The organism is Aestuariibacter sp. A3R04 (assembly GCF_018860805.1).
Taxonomy (GTDB): domain Bacteria; phylum Pseudomonadota; class Gammaproteobacteria; order Enterobacterales; family Alteromonadaceae; genus Alteromonas.
This window is the reverse complement of sequence record NZ_JAHKQR010000011.1, coordinates 1,215,059-1,236,468: the sequence shown is the minus strand read 5'-3', so window position 1 is coordinate 1,236,468 and position 21,410 is coordinate 1,215,059. Positions and strand designations below refer to the sequence as shown.

The following is a 21,410-nucleotide window of genomic DNA, read 5'->3' as shown; positions in this document are numbered from 1 at the left end:
TTAATGCAAATCGCGAACATCAGGCTGACAAAACTGCTGGATCGGACATCGCATGCGTTGACGTGGTATCCCGGCTTCCATAAAAACCCGGCCGTCGGGCTCATAGCCCATAAGCCGGTGCTTTTCCACGCTGTCTAAGCGACACAAAACTTTGATATATGGAACTTTAATACATTTCCCTGCTGTTACTAAAGTGTTGAACAGCGCACGGTAGAGGGTGGGAGAGCGATAGTATTTTTTTACCGCAATGCGTCCGATTTCACCATCTGCAGTAAGCCGGGCTGTGGCAATGGGAGTACTTTCTTTATCGTACACCAGTACGTGAATGGCGTCCTTGTCTCTTTCATCAAATTCTATGTGATCGGGAAGATGCCATTCAAGCACAAACACTTGTTGTCGTAATGCTGTTAGTCGATTCTTACCGCTTTGCCAATCGACGTTTTCTATTGTAAACGTCATGGGGGCTACTCTTTGGTGCTAATATACGTTGTACCAGCCTTAGCGCAACGTTGTCATGTTAAGTGTGTGGCTGGCTAATCCATCATTTGCCAATACCCTTTTTTTACAAGTATAGACAATAGTTCAATGAACGCAAAATCGTCGAGCACCTTTGCTTGAACAAGGGTTTCGTGGAATAGGGGAACACCGCGAAACAGCTCGTTCAATAAAGGTTGGTGTTCAGCAGATGTATGAAATTGTTCGCCGTTTATGAAAAACTCAAACTGCTGTGTAGACTGAATTTCTCTAAAGAGCGGCTTGCATCCATTGACACGGTGTAGACTAGCGCCATTTTCTAAAGCTGTTATTAGAGCCTTGGGGGTTATGGCAGTATCAACGTAGTATTCAGGTAAGTGCTGGTCGCTAAGCATGGTTAACAGCGCTGAAGTACTCTGTTCGCTGTTGAGATAATCCATCAGCATCGATTTTAGTGCAGATATTTCAGTTTGCTTGATCATTGCCGGGTGTGACGGTGATGTCAGTTGCGGGTCAGTATAGCGGGTGGCAGTTTTGTTTTGTGTACTCACAAGCTCTGCGACTTGCTGCAAAATATCGTTTTGATCCGGAGCCCGAAATCCTATTGAGTAAGTCAGGCTGTTCTCGATTGTCACACCATCATGAGGCCAGCCTGGCGGAATATAAAGTATGTCTCCGGGGTTAAGTTCTACGTCAATGACGGGATGAAATGGGGCGATTTGCTGTAAATCTTTGTGGGGCGCATGGGTATGATGCTTGCCAGGTCGACCTACTCGCCAGCGTCTTTTCCCTTTACCTTGGATCAAAAATACATCGTACTGATCGGTGTGGGCACCCACACCCGCACCGGGTACAGCAAAGCTCACCATGACATCGTCCATTCGCCAGTAGGGAATAAAATCAAACGCAGACATGAGGCGGTCAACATCCTCGACATAGCGCTCTACACCTTGAACCAGCAACGTCCATTTCCCGATGCAAAAAGGTGTAAAATCGGTAAAAGGACCGTGTTCGACATGCCAGTTGGCACCTTGGTCTTGTCGCACAATACGGCTGTCGACCTCGTCTTCCATGGCAAGGCCTGCCAGGTCGTGTTCGTCCAAAGGGTCGACAAAATCAACTAAAGCCTGCCTAATAACAACGGGTTGCTTTTGCCAGTACTGAGCTAAGAAGTCTGACGGGGAGAACGTTGATGCAAGGTTAAACACAGACGGCAATCTCAGACACTGTACAGGGTGTGTGCGACCAGGTTGTCGCCTACAACAAAGTGATCTGAAAACGTCATATCCTCAACATGATTGTCGAGTAAATGGCCTCGGGTTCGGGCACACACTGTTATCGTACCCGGTTTACTGGCCTGTTCGAGACGGGATGCTCGGTTTACCGTCTTGCCCCAAATATCAAAATGGGGCTTGTGAGCACCGATAATGCCTCCGGTGACTGCGCCGGTAGCAATGCCAATTCGAATGTTGCAGTCTAGGCCTTTTTCTTCGGTAAGCATCTGAAAGCTCGATAAGATTGCCTGCGCAAACAAGCAGATAGTGTGCGTGGGATTACTGCCTTCTTCAGGGTCATGAATATACGTTAGGGGGATGCCGATAGCTGCCATGTATTCATCGCCATTGGTTTTTACTTTCTCTACACCAAGACGCAGTGCGTGAGCATCAAATAATCGATAAAAGTCATCCAAAATATTTACAATATCAGCGTCGTCGTATTGCTCGCTTAGCTTGGTATAACCTTGTAAATCGGCAAATAGCACTGAGACATCATTAATTTTTTGTGTGTGTCCTAATGGCCAGTGCTTTGCAGGATTATCCGGAGAAGCGGGTAACATGCTTTTTAACAACGCGCGATTGCGCTTTTCTGAAATTGACAAGGCTTCAGCCTGATTTTCAAATCTGGTTCGCAGCAGGCGCAGCATAATGATACCGCCTACTACCAGGATAATGGCGTTTGACACTCTCAACGTGGCCCAGGTATGGGTTTCGCTAAAAACGATGACGCCTTCAACTATTACGTAAAGCGCACCATAAGTAAACTCCGCAAACCGCCTGTTGCGCACTTCCCGACGAGGGAATATAAAACCACTGGTAATCATACCTACTAATAGAAACTGTTGCAGACCTGTGTCTTGTTCCCACATGAGCGAAAGCAAAGTAATGAGCGTCATGCAGCTCAACACAAAGATGAACCTGGCTTGTTCCGCGGCGCCTTTAGTATTGCGGTACGTGAGCGCTAGCGTGCTTGTGAATAATAACCCGTGAGTGGCGATGAGGGTAAGTATGGATGTGGAGAAATCTTTTAATATAAAAACAACCACAAGGGTGTAAATGGCAAGCCCTAAAAGTACAGTTAACGACAGTGTCCTTACCATCTTAACCACAGCCTGATTTTTTGTGATACGTGCCTTTTCCACGGTTTCCCTGTAGTTCGATAAGAAAGGGCTGCAAAGCAGCCCAAATTTTAATGACTTACACCAAATAGTATACCTAGACTGCTATTCGGGCAACTGATCTACAAGTCTGATGGCGTCACCGATGTAATTAGCGGGGGAAAGCGCTTTGAGTTCGGCTTTAGCAGCATCAGGTAATGCGAGGTCGTCAATAAAATCCGCGATAACCGCCGCGTTGACTTTCTTGCCTCTGGTGAGTTCTTTCAGTTTTTCATACGGCTTTTCGATACCGTAGCGACGCATTACGGTTTGAATAGGCTCTGCCAACAACTCCCAGTTGTTATCTAACTCTGCCAGTAAACTCGCTTCGTTAACCTGTAATTTGCTTATTCCCTTCAACGTTGCCTGATAGGCAATAACGGCATAGCCCACACCTACACCTAAATTTCTAAGTACGGTGGAGTCGGTTAAATCACGTTGCCAGCGAGAAACCGGTAATTTGGCTGCAAGGTGGTCAAAAATAGCATTGGCTAAACCGAGGTTACCTTCAGAGTTTTCAAAATCAATGGGGTTGACTTTGTGGGGCATGGTAGATGAACCGATTTCACCTGCGATGGTTCTCTGCTTGAAGTGTCCAAGCGCGATGTATCCCCACACATCGCGGTCGAAATCTATCAATATGGTGTTAAATCGCGCAACGGCATCAAATAATTCGGCGATGTAATCATGAGGTTCAATTTGTGTGGTGTAGGGGTTCCAGGTCAGGCCCAAGCTGCTGACAAACTGTTCAGAAATATGATGCCAGTCGGTGTCTTGATATGCCGATAAGTGTGCGTTGTAGTTACCTACAGCGCCATTGAGTTTACCCAGTATTTCAACCTTGGCAATTTGCTCGCGTTGACGGCGCAGACGCATCGCGACATTAGCCATTTCCTTACCCATGGTGGTGGGTGAGGCCGGTTGGCCGTGTGTTCTGGCCATCATGGGAACCGTTTTGTATTCTTTGGCAAGGCGAGTTAATTCTGCGATGAGTTTGTCGCAGTACGGCAGCAATACCTGTTCTCGCGCTTCGGTTAGCATCAGGCCGTGGGAAAGGTTATTGATGTCTTCGGAAGTACAGGCAAAGTGAATAAACTCATTGATAGCATGTAGCTCGCTGTTGTTTGCAACCCGTTCTTTCAGAAAGTATTCAACGGCTTTAACATCGTGGTTGGTGGTGCGCTCAATGTCTTTAATTCGCATTGCATCTTCAACGGAAAAATTTTCCACAATGTCGTTAAGCAATGCATGGGATTGTTCGCTAAAAGCGGGCACTTCTGCAATTGAATCCTGCTCTGACAAACGCTGTAGCCAACGCACTTCTACCTGAACGCGGTATTTCAGTAAGCCATATTCGCTAAATATGCTACGCAGTTCAGTACTCTTGCTTGCGTAACGGCCATCTACAGGGGAAATCGCGGTCAACTGAGTCAGTTCCACCTTTAGCTCCTCAATTAATTTATTAACCTCAGCGCCGAACTGGCACTGTCTACAATTTGTTTACGCGCAAACAGAATTTGCCTGCGTCTGCCTCCCATTTGACGCCACATCACCGCTGCGCGCACGCCTGCCAGTAGCAGTGCTCTCACGCGTTGTTGATTAATGGGTCTACTGAGAAATTCTGTACTACCTGCCACCTGAATTTTTGGGGCTAAGGGACTTATCACGTCACTGTAAATACTGGCCAAAGAGCCAATAATCTGACTGTTATCAAATTCGATGTGCGCCAACTGACGCTGTACATGGGAAATGCGGTCCGACAATTCGCTAAGTGCTTTGGGACGATGGCTTAACTTTCGCTCCAGGCTCAAAATGCTGGCGACATAACGGGTAAGCTCGGCGTTTTTGCTGGTACTTTTGCCAGACAATTGCGACACAATGCTGCGATATCCAACGGTCAGATTACTCAGGCTGCCAAATACGTGTTGGGGCGATTCAGGGTCTGTCACCAGAATACTCGACAAGCTGGCTTCACATGCGGCTTTGTCTACCTGGCCGGTTCGGGCTACCTGCTGAACGAGGGTCGCGGCTTGGGCGACGCCGGCCAGTGCAAGGTGTTGTTCTATTTTTGGATCTAACATTAGCGAATATAGCTCTCAATAATGCCGCCACCCAAACACACGTCACCGTGATAGAACACGGCAGACTGGCCTGGTGTTACGGCTTTTTGTGGCTTGTCAAAACAAACTTCGACCAAATCTTCTCCCACCGCTGTGAGTGAGCAGGGGATGTCTGTCTGGCGATAGCGGGTTTTAACAACAGCGCGCAACGTGCCGTTAAGGGGCACACGGTCAACCCAGTGTAGCTGTTTTGCCAACAGACCTTTTGAATACAAACGAGGGTGATCTGCACCTTGTCCTACAATTAATACATTGCGCTCTACGTCTTTGTCGACTACGTACCAAGGTTCGTCACCGTATTGTGCCAGGCCGCCAATATGAAGGCCCTTTCGTTGGCCGAGAGTGTGATACATCAGGCCCTCATGCTCGCCAATTTCAACGCCTTCTGCAGTTTCAATTTTACCGGGTTGTGCTGGCAAATAGCGGGCGAGAAAATCTTTAAACTTCCGTTCGCCGATAAAACAGATGCCAGTGGAATCTTTTTTATTTGCAGTAACCAAACCTTGTTCTTCAGCTATCTCCCTCACTCTGGGTTTTTCGAGTTCTCCCACTGGGAAAAGCGTCTTGGCAATGTGCTCTTCTGCCAAAGTATAGAGGAAGTAGCTTTGATCTTTATTGTTGTCTAGACCGCGTAACATTTGCCAATGACCATGCTGGAAGCGGCGACGGACATAATGTCCGGTGGCGATATAGTCAGCCCCGAGATCTTCTGCGGCGAATTCTAAAAACGCTTTAAATTTAATCTCTTTGTTGCACATGATGTCTGGATTGGGGGTACGTCCGGCTTTGTATTCTTCCAGAAAATACTCAAAGACGTTGTCCCAGTATTCCGCTGCAAAATTAATGGTGTGCAATTCTATGCCAAGCTTATCAGCCACCGCCTGCGCATCGGCGAGATCCTCGGCCGCAAGACAATATTCGTTGTCGTCATCTTCTTCCCAGTTTTTCATGAACAGGCCTTCTACCTGATACCCTTGCTGTAGCAGCAGATAAGCAGATACCGACGAATCCACACCGCCGGACATGCCGACAATGACTTTTTGTGTTGAAGGTGATGGCTGGGTGGTTGATGTCATAGAAGCTCTTTGCAATGTTCCAATTTAATCGAAATTGACAGGGCGCGGATTCTAACAGAATTTCAATCCTATGGCACTGCGCAAGCCGGGTTTTTTGTACTAACTTATTCCTCTGACAATCACAACCCACGTTTGTTGGGAAACACCCGTATTGCTGCGTAGATGTCTTAACGAATGCGCAGATACTGGCCGTTTTCAATGCCGTCAATTGTCCAGTTGCCAATGCGGTAGCGGATGAGTCGCAGGGTGGGGTAACCCACCTGTGCTGTCATACGGCGTACCTGCCTGTTTCTACCTTCGGTTAAGGTAATCGACAACCAGGAAGTGGGAATGTGTTTGCGAAAGCGCACTGGGGGCTCACGCTGCCAGATGTCGGGTTCTGTCATGGATTTGACTTTGGCCGGCTTGGTGAGCCCGTCTTTTAATTGTACGCCGTTTTCAAGTTGTTTGATGGCGTCGTCAGAGGGGATACCCTCTACCTGAACCCAATACGTTTTACTTGTTTTTGCTTTGGGGTTCGCCAGTCGGTGCTGCAGTTTACCGTCGTTTGTAAGTACCAGCAGGCCTTCTGAATCCCTGTCCAGTCGCCCGGCTGCGTAAACGTTGGGGACGGGGATAAAATCCTTTAGGGTTTGTCTGCCTTCCTGATCGGTGAACTGGGTGAGTACGTTAAAAGGCTTGTTGAATAAGATCACAATTTGATCGGACATTGAAATAACTCTGTTTTAATCATGCGCTCACTAAGCGGGAGAACAAGGCTTATTTTGCTAAGGATACTATATCCCATGTTTTCGTGAACCTTTCTTTCGAATAAATGCAGTCGTGCTACAAATTGAAGGAAAAATACGTTTTTTTACGTTTCTTGATGATTAAGACAATGGTATGACTTGTAACTGGTCCTTTCGACCCTATATTATTTAGCGCGGTAATTTTGCAGGCACAGGTGTGCCTGTTGATTGTGATTAGTTCAGGCAGGGGCTGTAATGGTCACTGGCGAGGAACGTTACAATCCGTGCCAAGCTGAAATTTACTTTCAGTTTTACGTCTGAACACACGCGATTATCGAGACGCTCTTCGTGTTCACTGATGAGCGAAATGGATTAATTCTGGTAGCTCTTTACCGACAACTTTGAGGTATATAATGACCAAAGCTAAGTCGACTATCATCTATACCAAAACAGATGAAGCGCCAATGCTGGCGACCTATTCACTCCTGCCGATCATTCAAAAATTTGCTGGTGCGGCAGACATCGAGATTGAGTTGAGTGATATTTCTCTGGCCGGGCGTATCCTCGCCACTTTCCCAGAGTATTTAAACGACGATCAAAAAGTGCCCGATGCATTGTCGCAACTTGGCGAATTGACACAAGATCCCAACGTTAACATCATTAAACTTCCCAACATTAGCGCATCAATCCCTCAGCTCCGTGCAACGATCAAGGAGCTGAACGCTAAAGGCTTTAATGTACCCCCTTTCCCGGAAAATCCGAAAACAGACGAAGAAGCAGAAATTCGCGAGCGTTACGGAAAAGTACTGGGGTCTGCGGTAAACCCTGTACTGCGTGAAGGTAACTCAGATCGTCGTGCGCCAACAGCGGTGAAAAACTTCGCTAAAAAACACCCTCACAGTATGGGGGAGTGGAGTCAGGCGTCCCGCTCTCACGTTGCCCACATGCGCGGCGGAGATTTTTACTCTAGCGAAAAATCAACCACTGTTGAAAAAGACGGCTATGTCAGTATTGAATTCACTGCTAAAGACGGCAGTAAGAAAACACTGAAACCTCGCGTAGACTTACTCGCCGGCGAAGTGATTGACGGCATGTACATGAGTAAAAAAGCGCTGTGCAAATTCTTCGAAGAGCAAATCGAAGATGCCAAGCAAACCGGTGTTCTGTTTTCACTGCACGTGAAAGCCACCATGATGAAGGTGTCGCATCCTATCGTTTTCGGTCACTGCGTAAAAGTGTTCTATAAAGAACTGTTTGATAAGTACGGTGATTTATTTAAAGAGTTGGGAGTTAATCCTAACAATGGTCTTGGCAGTGTTTACGATAAAATTGCCAGCTTGCCAGAATCTCAGCGTTCTGAAATTGAGCGCGATATTAATGCGTGTTACGCCGATCGTCCACCAATGGCAATGGTAAATTCAGACAAAGGAATTTCTAACCTGCACGTGCCTTCAGACGTCATTGTCGATGCATCTATGCCAGCTATGATCCGCAACAGTGGTCAAATGTGGGGCCCGGATGGCAAGGCACATGATACAAAAGCGGTAATTCCCGAGTCGACTTATGCGACAATTTACCAGGAAGTGATTAATTTCTGTAAAACCCATGGTGCATTCGACCCAACAACTATGGGTACAGTGCCTAATGTTGGTTTGATGGCACAGAAAGCCGAAGAGTACGGCTCCCACGATAAGACCTTTGAAATTGAAGCCGACGGTACGGTTCAAATTGTCGATCAGGACGGTACTGTACTCATCGAGCACGATGTGGAAGAGGGCGATATCTGGCGTATGTGTCAGGCCAAAGACGCGCCAATTCAGGATTGGGTGAAGCTGGCTGTGACCCGCGCACGTCAATCTGGTATGCCAGCCGTATTCTGGTTGGATGATGAACGAGCGCACGACGCGCAGTTGATTCAAAAAGTTGAGAAGTACCTCAAAGATCACGACACTAATGGTCTTGAAATTCACATTATGCCGCCGGTACGTGCGATTCGTTTCTCTATGGAGCGTGCTATTCGCGGTTTAGACACCATTTCTGTCACTGGGAACGTATTGCGAGACTACCTGACTGACCTATTTCCAATTTTGGAACTTGGCACTAGTGCGAAGATGTTGTCAATCGTACCTCTGATGGCCGGTGGTGGCCTGTACGAAACTGGTGCTGGTGGTTCTGCGCCGAAGCACGTTCAACAGTTCTTAGAAGAAGGTCATTTGCGGTGGGATTCTTTAGGTGAGTTCCTGGCGCTTGCTGTTTCGCTCGAAGACGTTGCAATTAAGCACGATAATCCAAAAGCGAAAGTAATTGCCCAAGCGCTGGACAGAGCGACTGAGAAATTGCTTAACACCGGCAAATCACCAGCCCGTAAAGCCGGTCAGCTGGACAACCGTGGCAGCCATGTGTGGCTGGCGCTGTACTGGGCGGAAGAAATGGTTAATCAAACTGAAGACGCCGGCTTGGCTGCTCAGTTTAAGCCGACTTTCGACGCATTGACTGCCAACATCGATACGATTTTGGCGGAAATTGATGCCACTCAAGGAAAGCCTCAGGAAATTGGTGGTTATTACTTCCCTGATGAAAACAAACTTGCTGCGGCGATGTCGCCGAGTAAAACGTTGCACGATGTACTTGCGAAATAATTAAAGTAGGCAATAAAAAACCCGGATTATCCGGGTTTTTTTATGCGAAGATGTACGATTGTGTACATGAATGCGGCGCGTTAAAAGCCATAAAAAAGGCCCTTTACTGAAAAGAGAACAGTAAAAAGCCTTTTGGGAAACAGATATTTGACTAACGCTCGGCTTCGTCTACCACTCCGATATTTTCAGCGTGCAATCCTTTCGGACCTTGCTGAACGTCAAATCTCACTTCCTGGCCTGCTTTTAAAGACCTGTACCCTTCCATTTGAATGGTTGAGTAGTGAGCAAAGATATCTTCTCCGCCGTCCTCAGGAACGATAAATCCAAATCCTTTAGCATTGTTAAACCATTTAACTTTACCAACCGCCATACTTCGACTTCCTCTTAATCCTTGAACTCATAAGATTATGCCCCCACAATACAGTAATAAGGGGCACAATGGCTATGTGCGTCACTCACATGGCCATAGTAAAACTGTAGATATTTTAACCATTGCATGTCAAGCGTAATTTGCAGATTATTTATAATTGAAAAAAATCGGCTAATTAGCGTTAAGGCACTATTATTGTACTATGAGTAAAGACAACGCGATCAGTATTGAGAAAGAGAAACAACGCAACGCGGAGCGCTACAAGGCGCAACCGCCTCCAATGTATAAAGTGTTGTTGAATAATGACGATTACACGCCAATGGATTTCGTGGTCGAAGTACTCATGCATTTTTTTAATATGGATGCTGAGAAGGCCAACCAACTTATGCTCACTGTTCATTATCAGGGAAGGGCGGTTTGTGGCATATTTACCGCTGAGATAGCAGAAACAAAAGTGATGCAGGTTAATCAGTACGCACGTAAGCATCAACACCCACTTATGTGCACCATGGAACAGGCATAAGGTTTTTAACAGAGGGCGAGCAATATGTTGAATAAAGAATTAGAGCAGACGCTTAATGAAGCTTTCGTGTTTGCCAGAGAGCATCGTCACGAATTTATGACGGTAGAGCACTTGTTGCTGGCGCTGATGGATAACTCTGCTGCCCGTGAAGCGCTCACCGCCTGTGGCGCCAACGTTGAGTTAATCAAAAGTGAGCTATTTGAGTTTGTAAAAGACACTACGCCCCTGATTATGGATGACCAGGCAAACGAAAGAGAAACTCAGCCTACACTTGGTTTTCAACGCGTCCTTCAGCGGGCGGTATTTCACGTTCAATCTTCCGGAAAGGAAGAAGTGTCCGGCGCCAATGTGCTGGTTGCCATTTTTTCCGAGCAGGAATCTCAGGCTGTTTATATACTGAAGAAAGCTGATGTGACCCGGTTAGACGTGGTGAACTTTATCAGTCATGGCGTGAGCAAGAATGAAGACGAAAGTCCTGCCGGCGCCGAAAGCAGCGAAGAAGGCAGTGAGGGCGAAGAGGCTGGATCGGCGTTGAGCAAATACTCTACGGATCTCAACCGACAAGCGAAAGAGGGTAAGATTGATCCGCTCATCGGTCGCGATTCCGAAGTTGAGAGAACCATTCAAATCCTCTGCCGCCGACGCAAGAACAATCCGTTATTGGTGGGTGAAGCCGGAGTGGGTAAAACGGCCATAGCGGAAGGTCTGGCGTATCGTATTGTTAACGATGACGTGCCAGAGGTGATTGCCGAGAGTACCGTGTATTCCCTCGATTTGGGAGGTCTGCTCGCGGGCACGAAATACCGGGGCGACTTCGAGAAGCGTTTAAAAGCAATTCTCAAAGAGCTTAGCAAGGACGAAAACGCTATTTTATTTATTGACGAAATTCACACGATTATTGGTGCGGGTGCGGCCTCAGGTGGTGTGATGGATGCGTCTAATCTGTTGAAGCCCAAACTCAGTTCCGGTGAATTGCGCTGCATTGGCTCAACGACCTATCAGGAATATCAGGGCATTTTCGAAAAAGATCGCGCGCTGGCCCGTCGTTTCCAGAAGGTGGATGTGGTTGAACCGTCTGTGAGCGATACCACCAAAATATTGCTGGGTTTGAAATCGCGCTACGAAGCTCATCACAGTGTGCGTTTTACGCAAAAAGCGTTGCAGGCAGCTGCAGAGTTGTCAGCCAAATATATTAATGAACGTCATTTGCCAGATAAAGCGATTGATGTCATGGACGAAGCTGGTGCCAGTCAGCGACTGCTACCCGTATCAAAACGGAAGAAAACTATCAATGTTGCTGATATAGAGCAAATTATTGCAAAAATGGCGCGTATCCCCGAGAAATCCGTTTCGGCTTCTGATAGAGAAGCACTGAAACATTTGGGCAGAGATCTCAAAATGGTGGTATTCGGGCAGGACAAGGCCATAGAAACACTTACTGATGCGATTCATCTCTCACGTGCGGGTCTGGGAACTGAAGAAAAGCCTATCGGCAGCTTCCTGTTTGCAGGGCCTACCGGTGTTGGTAAAACGGAAGTCACACAGCAACTGGCGAAAATTATGGGCGTTGAACTGATCCGCTTTGATATGTCCGAGTACATGGAGCGTCACGCTGTGAGTCGTTTGATTGGCGCGCCTCCCGGCTATGTGGGTTTCGACCAGGGTGGGCTGCTGACGGATGCAGTTATTAAGAACCCCTACTCAGTAGTGTTACTGGATGAAATCGAAAAGGCACACAGCGATATCTACAATATATTGTTACAGGTAATGGATCACGGTACCTTAACTGATAACAATGGTAGAAAAGTAGATTTTCGCAATGTCGTCGTGGTAATGACAACAAATGCGGGCGTCCAGGAAACGGTACGCAAGTCCATTGGTTTCAAACAGCAGGACCACAGTCACGATGCCCTGTCTGAAATCAACAAGGTATTCTCTCCGGAGTTTCGTAACCGTTTGGATGGTATTATCTGGTTTAATCACCTTGATACCGACATCATTTTACAAGTTGTGGATAAATTTATTATCGAACTTCAAGCGCAACTCGATACCAAGGGCGTGTCTTTGGACGTTACCGCAGCAGCGAGGGCTTACCTGGCTGAAAAAGGATATGACAAAGCCATGGGGGCACGACCAATGGCAAGGCTCATTAAGGAAGAGATCAAAAAAGTGCTGGCTAATGAGTTGCTATTTGGTGAATTAAATAAAGGTGGTGATGTCAAAGTAGATCTTGGCGAAGACAAGCTTACGTTTGCGTTTTCTGGCGTAGCTGCACCTAATGCAGAATCGCAGGCAAATTAAGTTTAACCTTGTTTTAATTAACACAATAAAAAAGCCCGATTTAATCGGGCTTTTTTTAAAGTTCTACAGACTACTGAGTACTATCTTGCACGATAAACGATGCGACCTTTAGTCAGGTCGTAGGGCGTCATCTCTACGGTTACTTTGTCACCAGTAAGAATACGAATATAGTTCTTACGCATTTTCCCAGAAATATGCGCGGTTACCACGTGACCATTTTCAAGTTCAACGCGGAATTGTGTGCTTGGAAGGGTATCAACAACCGTTCCTTCCATTTCGATAGAATCTTCTTTTGCCATGTAAAGCAGTTACCTCAGTGAGTCAAAATTTTGCCGCGCAGACATTAACCAATAAATCGCCGTCTGTAAAGAGAAACAGATTATTTACTGACTATTTTTTGCCATTTTGTGTCTAAAAGCCGTTCGTGAGGAAAAAATTTTCGTTTGTAGTTCATTTTGTTGCAATCGTCGATTTGATAACCCAGATACAAATAAAGGCGCTTTTGTTCAGCGGCGAAAGCGATTTGTTGCAAGATCATCCACGTTCCCATAGAAGACGTGGCCAACTCTGGCTCGAAAAAGGTGTAAAGCGCTGAAAAGGAACGGGAGCCATCGCTGTGAAAGATATCATCTGTTACAGCAACTGCTACTAAATCGCTGCCTTGATATGCTTCTATAAACACAGGTTGGCTCCAAGAACACGCAATAAAGCTAAGGTACTGGTCACGGCTCGGCGGGTACATACTACCGTCGCTATGCCGGGCGGTGATATATCGCTCGTACAGCGGGTAATAGCTGTTTTTTGGGGATGTACTGAATCCCGTTATCAAGGTGGCATTCTTTTTCAGTACCCTGCGTTGGCTTCTACTGGGCGTAAACTCAGCCACTGGAATACGGATAGACTGACAAGCGTTACAGCTGGGGCAGTGTGGTCTGTAAATTTGCTCACCACTACGCCTAAAGCCCGCTTGAATAAGCTGGCCGTAGCAGTCGCGTAAATTGTGATCTGTTTCAGCAAATACCAATAGTTGTTCGTTTTGATCAGGAAGATAACTACAGGTAAAAGTCTGTGTAAGCCCAAACTTCATGGCGTTAAATTTCCACTTTGCCAACATCTTTTATAGGCCGAGAGTAAATGGCCTTGTGAATCAATTGTAGCGTTGTGTTTCTGTAACCGTGATATAAATGTGTCTCGTGGAAGGGTTATTGCTCCCAGAGAGCTAAGATGCTCGGTGGGCAATTGGCAATCGATAAAACCAAGGTTATTTTTTCTCATATGATTGACCAACGCACACATCGCAAGCTTTGACGTATTTGGCCGTTTGTGAAACATGGATTCACCGCAAAAAACACCGCCCACAGCTACGCCGTATAAACCGCCTGCCAGGGTATTGTCTTCGTCCCATACTTCTACAGAATGGGCAATACCGGCAATGTGAAGCTGAGTGTAAGCCTCTATCATGTCTTTAGTTATCCAGGTCTCGGAAGATGGCTCCTCCCCGTGAGGGTGACAACGGGGAATCGTGGCACAGGCCGCAATCACATCGGTAAAGGCGTTGTTGAGCGTGACGGTATAGCGAGCTTGGCGAATGAGCTTTTGTAGGCTTTTCGATACGTGGAAATTATCAAGCTCGATAATAGCCCGCGGATTTGGCGACCACCACAATATGGGTTCGTCATCGCTAAACCAGGGAAAGATACCGTTGGAATAGGCCTCAAACAATCTAAAAGGATCGAGTGTAGCGCCATATGCTAATAACCCATTTGGATCATTCAGAGCTTCAGAAACAGGGGGGAAAGGGGTGCGAATATCCAGGTAAGGTAATTCAATCATAATTGAGTAGAGAGGGGCGAACATGTCGCCCCTGAGCATTTTTAGCCTTGTTCCGGCATGTAGCCGTCGAGGAACTTTTCTGCGTCCAGTGCTGCCATACAGCCCGTACCGGCAGATGTGATGGCTTGACGGTATACGTGATCGCTCACATCACCTGCGGCATAAATGCCTTCAACAGACGTTTGTGTGGCGTTGCCGTTTAAGCCGCTTTGGACAACAATATAACCATCTTTCATTTCAAGCTGACCTTCAAAGATATCGGTATTTGGCTTGTGGCCAATGGCGATAAAAAGTCCCATCACGTCAATTTCTTCCTTAGCATCCGACTGAGTATCGGCAATACGGACTTTAGTTACACCCATTTCATCGCCGAGTACTTCGTCAAGCGTGCGATTTAAGTGAAGCACCACATTGCCATTTTCCGCTTTATCCAACAGGCGTTGTTCGAGAATTTTCTCACTGCGGAAACTGTCACGACGGTGAATTACATGTACCTCAGACGCAATATTTGACAAATACAGCGCTTCTTCAACGGCGGTATTGCCGCCACCAACAACCGCAACTTTTTGATTGCGGTAGAAGAAACCGTCACAGGTAGCACACGCAGACACACCTTTACCTTTGAATGCTTCTTCTGACTCAAGACCAAGGTATTTGGCTGACGCACCTGTAGCAATGATAAGTGCATCGCAGGTATAGGTTCCTGAATCGCCGTACAGCGTAAATGGACGCTTGCTGAAGTCAGTTTTGTTAATATGATCAAAGATGATTTCAGTATTAAATTTTTCGGCGTGCTTTTGCATGCGAACCATGAGATCCGGCCCCGTTAATCCTTCGGGATCTCCTGGCCAGTTCTCTACTTCTGTGGTAGTAGTCAACTGGCCGCCCTGTTGAATTCCAGTCAGAAGTACAGGCTCCAAATTTGCCCTTGCGGCATAAACTGCTGCCGAGTAGCCCGCAGGGCCAGAGCCAAGAATGAGAAGACGTACATGTCTGCTTTCTGCCATTATTTTCTCCAATCACAAGTCGGCCGAGCTGACCGAGTTTCAACAAATCTAAGATAAGGGTCAATATCGCATATTCAACCATTTTTGAGTATGACTTTTATGACAATTTACATCATTGCTGTTACTTGTGCAGATTAGTGAGCTATACTTTATTTTAGTTAGTGTATATCAGGCAGGCTAGGTACTCTAATCAGGGTGTCGCTTTCGTTCTTTTTTCGCATTCCAGCTAACGGCAAGGAGTACTAAAAATGGCACAATCGGTTTTCTCGCTTTTTAAAGACGGGCAGGAGTACATGAATACCTGGCCGGTCAAGCGTGAACTATATTCGTTTTTTCCGGAATGTCGCGTAATTAGCGCTACTCGTTTTGCCATAAAAGTAATGCCTCCAGCGGCTTTACTTGCCTGCACGATGATGTTTAACACCCTGGGCAATGATTTTTTACCCCAGGTTCTGGCTGTTGGACTGTTTTTTTTGAGTTTGCCCCTGCAGGGACTTTTGTGGCTTGGTCACCGTTCAAATCAGTTATTGCCTCCACAGATAAAGATTTGGTATCAGGACGTTCACAGGAAAATGGCTGCAGAAGGTTGCCAGCTCCATGCTATGCGTAGTCAGCCCAAATACATAGAGTTGGCCAAAACACTGAAAACTGCATTTGCAGAACTAGATAGTGTGTTTACGAAAAAGTGGTTCGACTAAATACACAAGTGTACGGTAGGTGTAAAGAAGGCGGAAAATACTGAATTTACCGCCTTCTTTGTAGCTAGACGAAAATTGTGACTTATTTTCCAATGACGAACCTGGTGTCAGCACTGCGTAGCAGGAAAAGTGCAAAACACGCCCCCCACATGGGCCATGCTGCAAAAAACAGTAAATGATTGAACGCATCAGCATACTGAGGGAATGACGACAGCGTTGAACCGCCGTGCAGTAAAAAAACTAAACCGTAAGTGTAGCGCTTTGCAATGCCGCCTAGAAAGGCAAGTACAAGGGCTAATTGCAACGTGCCGAGAATATAAACAGCGGTTTCAGGTACTCCACCTATTCCGTAAAACTTTTCAAAAATGGCCATGCCGTGGGCAGGGTTTACGAATTTGTCGAGTGTCCAGACAAACATAACGATAAATACCGTGACCCGTAATGAAAATAACGACCAGGTTAAGCGATGTTGTATATCTGTGAGTGTATTTTTCATGAATGCTCCAAAAGTATAATGGTTTAGCCATATTAGAACGGTCGTTCAAGACAAAAATTTCACTCTTTTAAACCTTTTTTATTGGTTTGCAAAATGTGCTGAAAGAGAAATGAGATGAAATTTTTTTGAATACACAACGGTCTTGTGGAGCAAGAAGTCATAATACGGAAACGTGAATGAAAACAGTTACAGGTATTGCCATGGGCGCTCTTGCGATGGCCATAAGTCAATCACTAATGGCGCAACAGGTGTCAGATATTGAAGTGGTAGAAGTGAAAGGGACTCAGCAAGCGCTAGATACGTTAAATCCTGGCGGCAACACGTTAAAAGGAATTTTCGGCGACGGTCTCTCAGTGGCCGATACGCCTCGGGCAGTTACGTCGCTTTCCGCAGAAGCAATAGCTGCGCTAAATATCAACGATTTACACGATATCGTAAAAGCCGCACCCAACGCCTATGCCTCCAGCGGATTCGGTACGCCAAGTTTGCCAAGTATTCGCGGTCAGTTAGGTGAATTATTTCAAGATGGCATTCGTCGCCAAGGAGGAAACAATGGCTTTGGATTGCCCTTGTCATTTAACAGTGTAGAGCAGATAGACGTTGTAAAAGGGCCGTCACCGGTGTTGTTTGGCAGTACCCAGCGAAATGGCGGCTTTGTAAATCTGCAAACTAAGCTCGCTCCCCTGTCTGATAGCCGTGGAAAGGTAACGCTTCGTGCCGGGCGGTGGGATCAGTATTCAGCACAATTGGATTACGGTACAGCATTGCAAGAGGGAAAAAGCGGTATTCGCTTAAGCGCAGAATATTTAGATCACGGCAGTTTTTACGATTTTGCCGAGCGTGAAAGTACCAACTTGTTTGTTGCCTATCGGTATGCACCGAGTGACGTATTAACGTGGAGTATAAGTGCTGAATACTATGATACGGACTATCCTGATAACGCGGGAATAAATCGTCCAACTCAGGATCTTATCGATAACGGCATATATATTACCGGTCAAGGTGTACAAGCCAACGGAAGCACTGTACCCGGCGCTGGAGCGATTGTTTCTCCTATGGGCGAAGTGGTTATTCCCCGAAACCGTGTGTTTACGCATCCGGACGATGTTAACGGGGCTGAGACTACGGTTATCCGCAGCAATCTCGAGTATCAATTGGCGGACAACGTGGCGATTCGCAATATCACTTATTACCAATACCTGGAACGCGAGGAAATAGCGCAAAATAGCTTCGTGGAAATTATTGACGGTGCTGATACGTTTGAAAACCGCACCGAACTGGATTATCAATGGAGTGATAAGCAACTTACCACTGTGGGGTTCGCGCTGCGTTACAACGACGTTTTGGGCTATAGTCAGTTTACCACCGAAGCAGATAACCCCATTGATTTGACGGGCCCAATTTCCAATCGAGTCATTTCTCTCACTGATGCGCAAAAAGCACGTTTGGTTGAATTGCGCCCAGGTGTATTTGTATCACCCGGCGCACAATATGATGTAGATGGCGACGGAAAAGGTGATTTTAACTTGTCTGACACTACTGATTCCGCTTCATGGCAAACCGGTTTGGTTTTTCAGCAGCGCTCCACCTGGACCGAAAAATTTTCAACTATCGGGGGTATTAGAATCGATTACTACGATGTGGCAGCGCGCGACCCATTGGCCCCTGAAGGTGTTGAGGCAGCGTCTGATAACTACAGTGACACGTTAACCAGTTACCAGCTAAGTGCAGTGTATAAGCTGACTGAAGACGTCAATTTTTATGCCGCGTTTTCAGAAAGTGATGCCACGTCAAACAGTATGGCCGGCGGTACGGTATTGGGGGGAGACAATGAGATTGATCCGCTTAACTTCGCCACTGAAAATACGTTATATGAGATAGGTGTTAAATACGCGCCACAAAGCTATTGGTATGCAGAAGCTGCTTTGTTTGATCAAACCCGCAGCTTGCGCAACCGCGATGGCAGCAACAGTGGTGTGAAGACTCAAGGCTTTGAACTGCAAGTGTTCTACCAAGCGGATGACGTATGGATAAACGCTGCTTATAGTTATCTGGATGCCCGTTTCGATGACGCTGCCGCTTTTCAGGATACCGCCCAAGTAACAGATGTCTTTGATAGCAGTCGTCCAGATATTATCCAAGGCTCGGGCGTCGGGTCTCCATCGTTTGCCGCATTTCCAGCTTCAGATAGCCGGGTTCAAGGAATTCCACCACAAATTGTGTCCATCAACGTTGGATGGAAAGCTGCTGATGATTTCCAGGTTGGGGCCAGCGCGCTATACACCAAGTCATTCCCGCTGGATTTTTTACAAACCGTGCATATTCGCGACCAGTACACCATAGATTTAAATGCCGACTATGAGGTCACTGATGATTTGCGCGTACGTTTAGATGTGATTAACGTCACAGATGAAGAAAATTGGCAGCCGGTTTTTGAGGGCGGATACTTTGGCGCAACCTTGGTTATGCCAAACGTACCGCGTCACGCCCAACTTACTATGCAATACGCGTTTTGAGCGCTAAGGATTTTTATGTTTAAGAAGATAGCGCTATTAGCCGTTATTGCTACCGCCATATTTGGCTTTTTTTATTTTGATTTAAATAGTTACTTAACCCTTCAGGGCATGAAAGATTCCCTTGATACGTTTCAGGCACAGATAGCAGAAAATCCTGTCCTGAGTATTGGGGTATTTTTTGCCATTTATGTCGCGGTGACTGCACTGTCATTACCGGGCGCCGCTATTTTAACCTTGGCCGCTGGCGCATTGTTCGGCCTTGTTCAGGGGTTAATTATTGTGTCGTTTGCGTCAAGTGTAGGTGCTACATTGGCGTTTTTGGTGTCGCGCTTTATTCTGCGAGATACCGTGCGAAACAAGTTTAAAGAAAAGCTCAAGAAGATTGATGAGGGCGTGGAAAAACAGGGGGCATTTTACCTGTTTACATTGCGGTTAGTGCCCGTTTTCCCGTTTTTTTTAATTAACCTACTTATGGGCCTTACATCACTTAAAACCTGGACATTTTACTGGGTAAGTCAAGTGGGTATGTTGGTGGGCACGGCAGTGTACGTTAATGCAGGCACCCAGCTTGCGCAAATTGATAGCTTATCCGGCATTGTTTCGCCAGGGCTTATTTTCTCGTTCGTGCTCCTTGGTATATTTCCCTGGATTGCCAAGGGCATAGTGGCGATGGTCAATCGCAGCCGCGTTTACAAAGGGTATACCAAACCGAAGAAATTCGACCGTAATTTAGTGGTCATTGGTGCTGGCGCAGGTGGTTTAGTCACCAGTTATATTGCTGCAGCGGTGAAAGCAAAAGTCACTTTGGTAGAAGCGGGTGAAATGGGTGGAGACTGCCTTAATTATGGCTGTGTACCCAGTAAGGCTATCATTAAATCGGCTAAAGTGGCCAATCAAATGCGCAATGCCGAAAACTACGGTTTAGAATCGGTAACACCTACGATGTCATTCAAAAAGGTAATGGCACGGGTACACAAGGTTATTGCTGCTATCGCCCCCAACGACAGCGTAGAGCGTTATACCAGTTTGGGCGTAGATGTGGTTAAAGGCTACGCCAAAATTATCGACCCATGGACCGTCGAAATTAAGAAAAATGACGGCGGCACGCAAACACTGAGCACCAAAAATATTGTCGTTGCAACTGGTGCTGCGCCATTTGTACCTGAATTACCAGGCATAGAGCAAAGCGGTTATGTTACGTCTGATACCTTATGGACTAAGTTTGCAGAACTTGAACAGGCTCCGAAGCGTTTAATTGTGCTTGGTGGCGGCCCTATCGGTTGTGAACTCGCTCAGGCATTTTCGCGTTTGGGTAGCGAGGTTACCCAGGTAGAGCGAGCGCCTCGTCTAATGGGGCGTGAAGATGTTGATGTGGCCGAATATGCTGAAATTGTACTTCGGGAAAGTGGGGTTAACGTACTGACTTCTCATGACGCCCTCCGCTTTGAGCAGCAAAACGGTGAAAAAGTGTTGGTGGTGGCAAAAAAAGGTGTCGAGACCGCCATTGCCTATGACGAAGTGATTGTGGCCGTAGGTCGTAAAGCGCGCTTACATGGTTTCGGCCTTGAAGATTTAGGTATTCAGTTCGATAGAACCATTGACACTGACGAATACCTGCAAACTCTTATGCCGAATATTTTTGCCGCAGGCGATGTGGTTGGCCCTTATCAATTTACCCACGTAGCAGCGCATCAAGCTTGGTACGCCGCTGTTAATGCACTATTCGGTACGTTTAAGAAGTTCAAAGTTGACTACCGGGTTATCCCATGGACAACCTTCATCGACCCGGAAGTAGCGAGAGTGGGCATTAACGAGCGTGAAGCTGCTGAACAGGGGCTGGACGTTGAAATCACACGCTATGAGTTTGCGGAGCTCGACCGCGCTGTTGCTGAAAGTGCGCAAAAAGGGTTCATTAAAGTGCTCACGCCACCTGGTAAAGACAAAATATTGGGTGTAACTATTGTATCTGAGCACGCAGGTGATCTGCTAGCTGAGTTTGTTATAGCCATGAAGCACAACTTAGGGCTTAACAAAATTCTTGGAACTATTCACGCATACCCTACGTGGGCAGAGGGCGCTAAGTACGCTGCAGGAAATTGGAAGCGCGCCAATGCACCCGAAAAATTGCTTGGCTATGTTGAGAAATTCCACACGTGGCGAAGAGGATAGGTAGTATGGCAATGGTACAACGAGTA

At 46.6% G+C, this 21,410-nt stretch carries 19 protein-coding genes; 6 read left to right on the top strand and 13 right to left on the bottom strand.

The features are described from left to right. From KO518_RS14910 to KO518_RS14880, 7 genes are all read right to left on the bottom strand, one after another. Window positions 1–459: a GNAT family N-acetyltransferase gene (locus KO518_RS14910; RefSeq protein WP_216026584.1), complete on the bottom strand. Its 459-nt coding sequence runs from the start codon at window positions 457–459 to the stop codon at window positions 1–3. A gap of 74 nt (window positions 460–533) precedes the next feature. Further along, a complete protein-coding gene (locus KO518_RS14905) occupies window positions 534–1,682 on the bottom strand; it encodes a cupin domain-containing protein (RefSeq protein WP_216026583.1) in 1,149 nt (382 codons plus the stop codon). Window positions 1,683–1,693: 11 nt separating this feature from the next. Continuing rightward, window positions 1,694–2,893, bottom strand: coding sequence for an adenylate/guanylate cyclase domain-containing protein (locus tag KO518_RS20265; RefSeq protein WP_216026582.1), 1,200 nt, complete (start codon window positions 2,891–2,893; stop codon window positions 1,694–1,696). 81 nt (window positions 2,894–2,974) lie between these two features. Then, window positions 2,975–4,348 carry an adenylosuccinate lyase gene (gene purB, locus KO518_RS14895; RefSeq protein ID WP_216026581.1) on the bottom strand — a complete coding sequence of 458 codons (1,374 nt, stop codon included), beginning with the start codon at window positions 4,346–4,348 and terminating at the stop codon, window positions 2,975–2,977. A 14-nt stretch (window positions 4,349–4,362) separates the two neighbouring features. Continuing rightward, complete coding sequence (hflD, locus tag KO518_RS14890) at window positions 4,363–4,989, bottom strand: high frequency lysogenization protein HflD (RefSeq protein WP_216026580.1); 627 nt, start codon at window positions 4,987–4,989, stop codon at window positions 4,363–4,365. Beyond that, window positions 4,989–6,104 carry a tRNA 2-thiouridine(34) synthase MnmA gene (gene mnmA / locus KO518_RS14885; RefSeq protein WP_216026579.1) on the bottom strand — a complete coding sequence of 372 codons (1,116 nt, stop codon included), beginning with the start codon at window positions 6,102–6,104 and terminating at the stop codon, window positions 4,989–4,991. The genes hflD and mnmA overlap by 1 nt, the downstream gene beginning before the upstream one ends. Before the next feature lie 167 nt (window positions 6,105–6,271). Next, window positions 6,272–6,814: a pseudouridine synthase gene (locus KO518_RS14880; RefSeq protein WP_216026578.1), complete on the bottom strand. Its 543-nt coding sequence runs from the start codon at window positions 6,812–6,814 to the stop codon at window positions 6,272–6,274. 431 nt (window positions 6,815–7,245) lie between these two features. Here KO518_RS14880 and KO518_RS14875 point away from each other — a divergent pair, with 431 nt between their 5' ends. Continuing rightward, a complete protein-coding gene (locus KO518_RS14875; protein WP_216026577.1) occupies window positions 7,246–9,471 on the top strand; it encodes an NADP-dependent isocitrate dehydrogenase in 2,226 nt (741 codons plus the stop codon). Window positions 9,472–9,622: 151 nt separating this feature from the next. On the opposite strand, the gene cspD is transcribed toward KO518_RS14875, so the two are convergent. After that, complete coding sequence (cspD, locus tag KO518_RS14870; RefSeq protein ID WP_216026576.1) at window positions 9,623–9,841, bottom strand: cold shock domain-containing protein CspD; 219 nt, start codon at window positions 9,839–9,841, stop codon at window positions 9,623–9,625. A 202-nt stretch (window positions 9,842–10,043) separates the two neighbouring features. On the opposite strand from cspD, the gene clpS reads away from it, so the two are divergent. Further along, window positions 10,044–10,364, top strand: coding sequence for an ATP-dependent Clp protease adapter ClpS (clpS, locus tag KO518_RS14865; RefSeq protein ID WP_216026575.1), 321 nt, complete (start codon window positions 10,044–10,046; stop codon window positions 10,362–10,364). A 24-nt stretch (window positions 10,365–10,388) separates the two neighbouring features. Next, complete coding sequence (gene clpA, locus KO518_RS14860; RefSeq protein ID WP_216026574.1) at window positions 10,389–12,665, top strand: ATP-dependent Clp protease ATP-binding subunit ClpA; 2,277 nt, start codon at window positions 10,389–10,391, stop codon at window positions 12,663–12,665. 80 nt (window positions 12,666–12,745) lie between these two features. Here the strand turns inward: clpA and infA are convergent, their stop codons facing one another. The 4 genes from infA to trxB form a co-directional block, all read right to left on the bottom strand. Further along, complete coding sequence (gene infA, locus KO518_RS14855) at window positions 12,746–12,964, bottom strand: translation initiation factor IF-1 (RefSeq protein WP_070124261.1); 219 nt, start codon at window positions 12,962–12,964, stop codon at window positions 12,746–12,748. A gap of 80 nt (window positions 12,965–13,044) precedes the next feature. Continuing rightward, window positions 13,045–13,752 (bottom strand): arginyltransferase, encoded by a 708-nt coding sequence (locus KO518_RS14850; protein WP_216026573.1) that lies wholly within the window; start codon window positions 13,750–13,752, stop codon window positions 13,045–13,047. Next, a complete protein-coding gene (aat, locus tag KO518_RS14845; RefSeq protein WP_216026926.1) occupies window positions 13,749–14,498 on the bottom strand; it encodes a leucyl/phenylalanyl-tRNA--protein transferase in 750 nt (249 codons plus the stop codon). Before aat ends, KO518_RS14850 begins: the two co-directional genes overlap by 4 nt. A 41-nt stretch (window positions 14,499–14,539) precedes the next feature. Beyond that, window positions 14,540–15,505, bottom strand: coding sequence for a thioredoxin-disulfide reductase (trxB, locus tag KO518_RS14840; protein WP_216026572.1), 966 nt, complete (start codon window positions 15,503–15,505; stop codon window positions 14,540–14,542). A gap of 248 nt (window positions 15,506–15,753) precedes the next feature. Here trxB and yfbV point away from each other — a divergent pair, with 248 nt between their 5' ends. Further along, window positions 15,754–16,203: a terminus macrodomain insulation protein YfbV gene (yfbV, locus tag KO518_RS14835; protein ID WP_216026571.1), complete on the top strand. Its 450-nt coding sequence runs from the start codon at window positions 15,754–15,756 to the stop codon at window positions 16,201–16,203. A gap of 82 nt (window positions 16,204–16,285) precedes the next feature. Here the strand turns inward: yfbV and KO518_RS14830 are convergent, their stop codons facing one another. Beyond that, window positions 16,286–16,699, bottom strand: a complete 414-nt coding sequence (locus KO518_RS14830) for a hypothetical protein (protein WP_216026570.1) — start codon at window positions 16,697–16,699, stop codon at window positions 16,286–16,288. 176 nt (window positions 16,700–16,875) lie between these two features. Here KO518_RS14830 and KO518_RS14825 point away from each other — a divergent pair, with 176 nt between their 5' ends. Together KO518_RS14825 and KO518_RS14820 are read left to right on the top strand one after the other, a co-directional pair. Beyond that, window positions 16,876–19,215: a TonB-dependent siderophore receptor gene (locus tag KO518_RS14825; protein WP_216026569.1), complete on the top strand. Its 2,340-nt coding sequence runs from the start codon at window positions 16,876–16,878 to the stop codon at window positions 19,213–19,215. Between the two features lie 15 nt (window positions 19,216–19,230). Beyond that, complete coding sequence (locus KO518_RS14820) at window positions 19,231–21,384, top strand: FAD-dependent oxidoreductase (protein ID WP_216026568.1); 2,154 nt, start codon at window positions 19,231–19,233, stop codon at window positions 21,382–21,384. The last annotated feature ends 26 nt before the right edge of the window (window positions 21,385–21,410 follow it).

Excerpts from the sequence above, each read along its gene's own strand:
- KO518_RS14850 (WP_216026573.1), bottom strand. The coding sequence starts at position 13,752 with ATGAAGTTTGGGCTTACACAGACTTTTACCTGTAGTTATCTTCCTGAT.
- cspD (WP_216026576.1), bottom strand. The coding sequence starts at position 9,841 with ATGGCGGTTGGTAAAGTTAAATGGTTTAACAATGCTAAAGGATTTGGA.
- mnmA (WP_216026579.1), bottom strand. The coding sequence starts at position 6,104 with ATGACATCAACCACCCAGCCATCACCTTCAACACAAAAAGTCATTGTC.
- KO518_RS14910 (WP_216026584.1), bottom strand. The coding sequence starts at position 459 with ATGACGTTTACAATAGAAAACGTCGATTGGCAAAGCGGTAAGAATCGA.
- aat (WP_216026926.1), bottom strand. The coding sequence starts at position 14,498 with ATGATTGAATTACCTTACCTGGATATTCGCACCCCTTTCCCCCCTGTT.
- clpA (WP_216026574.1), top strand. The coding sequence starts at position 10,389 with ATGTTGAATAAAGAATTAGAGCAGACGCTTAATGAAGCTTTCGTGTTT.
- KO518_RS14880 (WP_216026578.1), bottom strand. The coding sequence starts at position 6,814 with ATGTCCGATCAAATTGTGATCTTATTCAACAAGCCTTTTAACGTACTC.
- hflD (WP_216026580.1), bottom strand. The coding sequence starts at position 4,989 with ATGTTAGATCCAAAAATAGAACAACACCTTGCACTGGCCGGCGTCGCC.
- clpS (WP_216026575.1), top strand. The coding sequence starts at position 10,044 with ATGAGTAAAGACAACGCGATCAGTATTGAGAAAGAGAAACAACGCAAC.
- infA (WP_070124261.1), bottom strand. The coding sequence starts at position 12,964 with ATGGCAAAAGAAGATTCTATCGAAATGGAAGGAACGGTTGTTGATACC.
- KO518_RS14825 (WP_216026569.1), top strand. The coding sequence starts at position 16,876 with ATGAAAACAGTTACAGGTATTGCCATGGGCGCTCTTGCGATGGCCATA.
- KO518_RS14875 (WP_216026577.1), top strand. The coding sequence starts at position 7,246 with ATGACCAAAGCTAAGTCGACTATCATCTATACCAAAACAGATGAAGCG.
- yfbV (WP_216026571.1), top strand. The coding sequence starts at position 15,754 with ATGGCACAATCGGTTTTCTCGCTTTTTAAAGACGGGCAGGAGTACATG.
- KO518_RS14830 (WP_216026570.1), bottom strand. The coding sequence starts at position 16,699 with ATGAAAAATACACTCACAGATATACAACATCGCTTAACCTGGTCGTTA.
- KO518_RS14820 (WP_216026568.1), top strand. The coding sequence starts at position 19,231 with ATGTTTAAGAAGATAGCGCTATTAGCCGTTATTGCTACCGCCATATTT.
- trxB (WP_216026572.1), bottom strand. The coding sequence starts at position 15,505 with ATGGCAGAAAGCAGACATGTACGTCTTCTCATTCTTGGCTCTGGCCCT.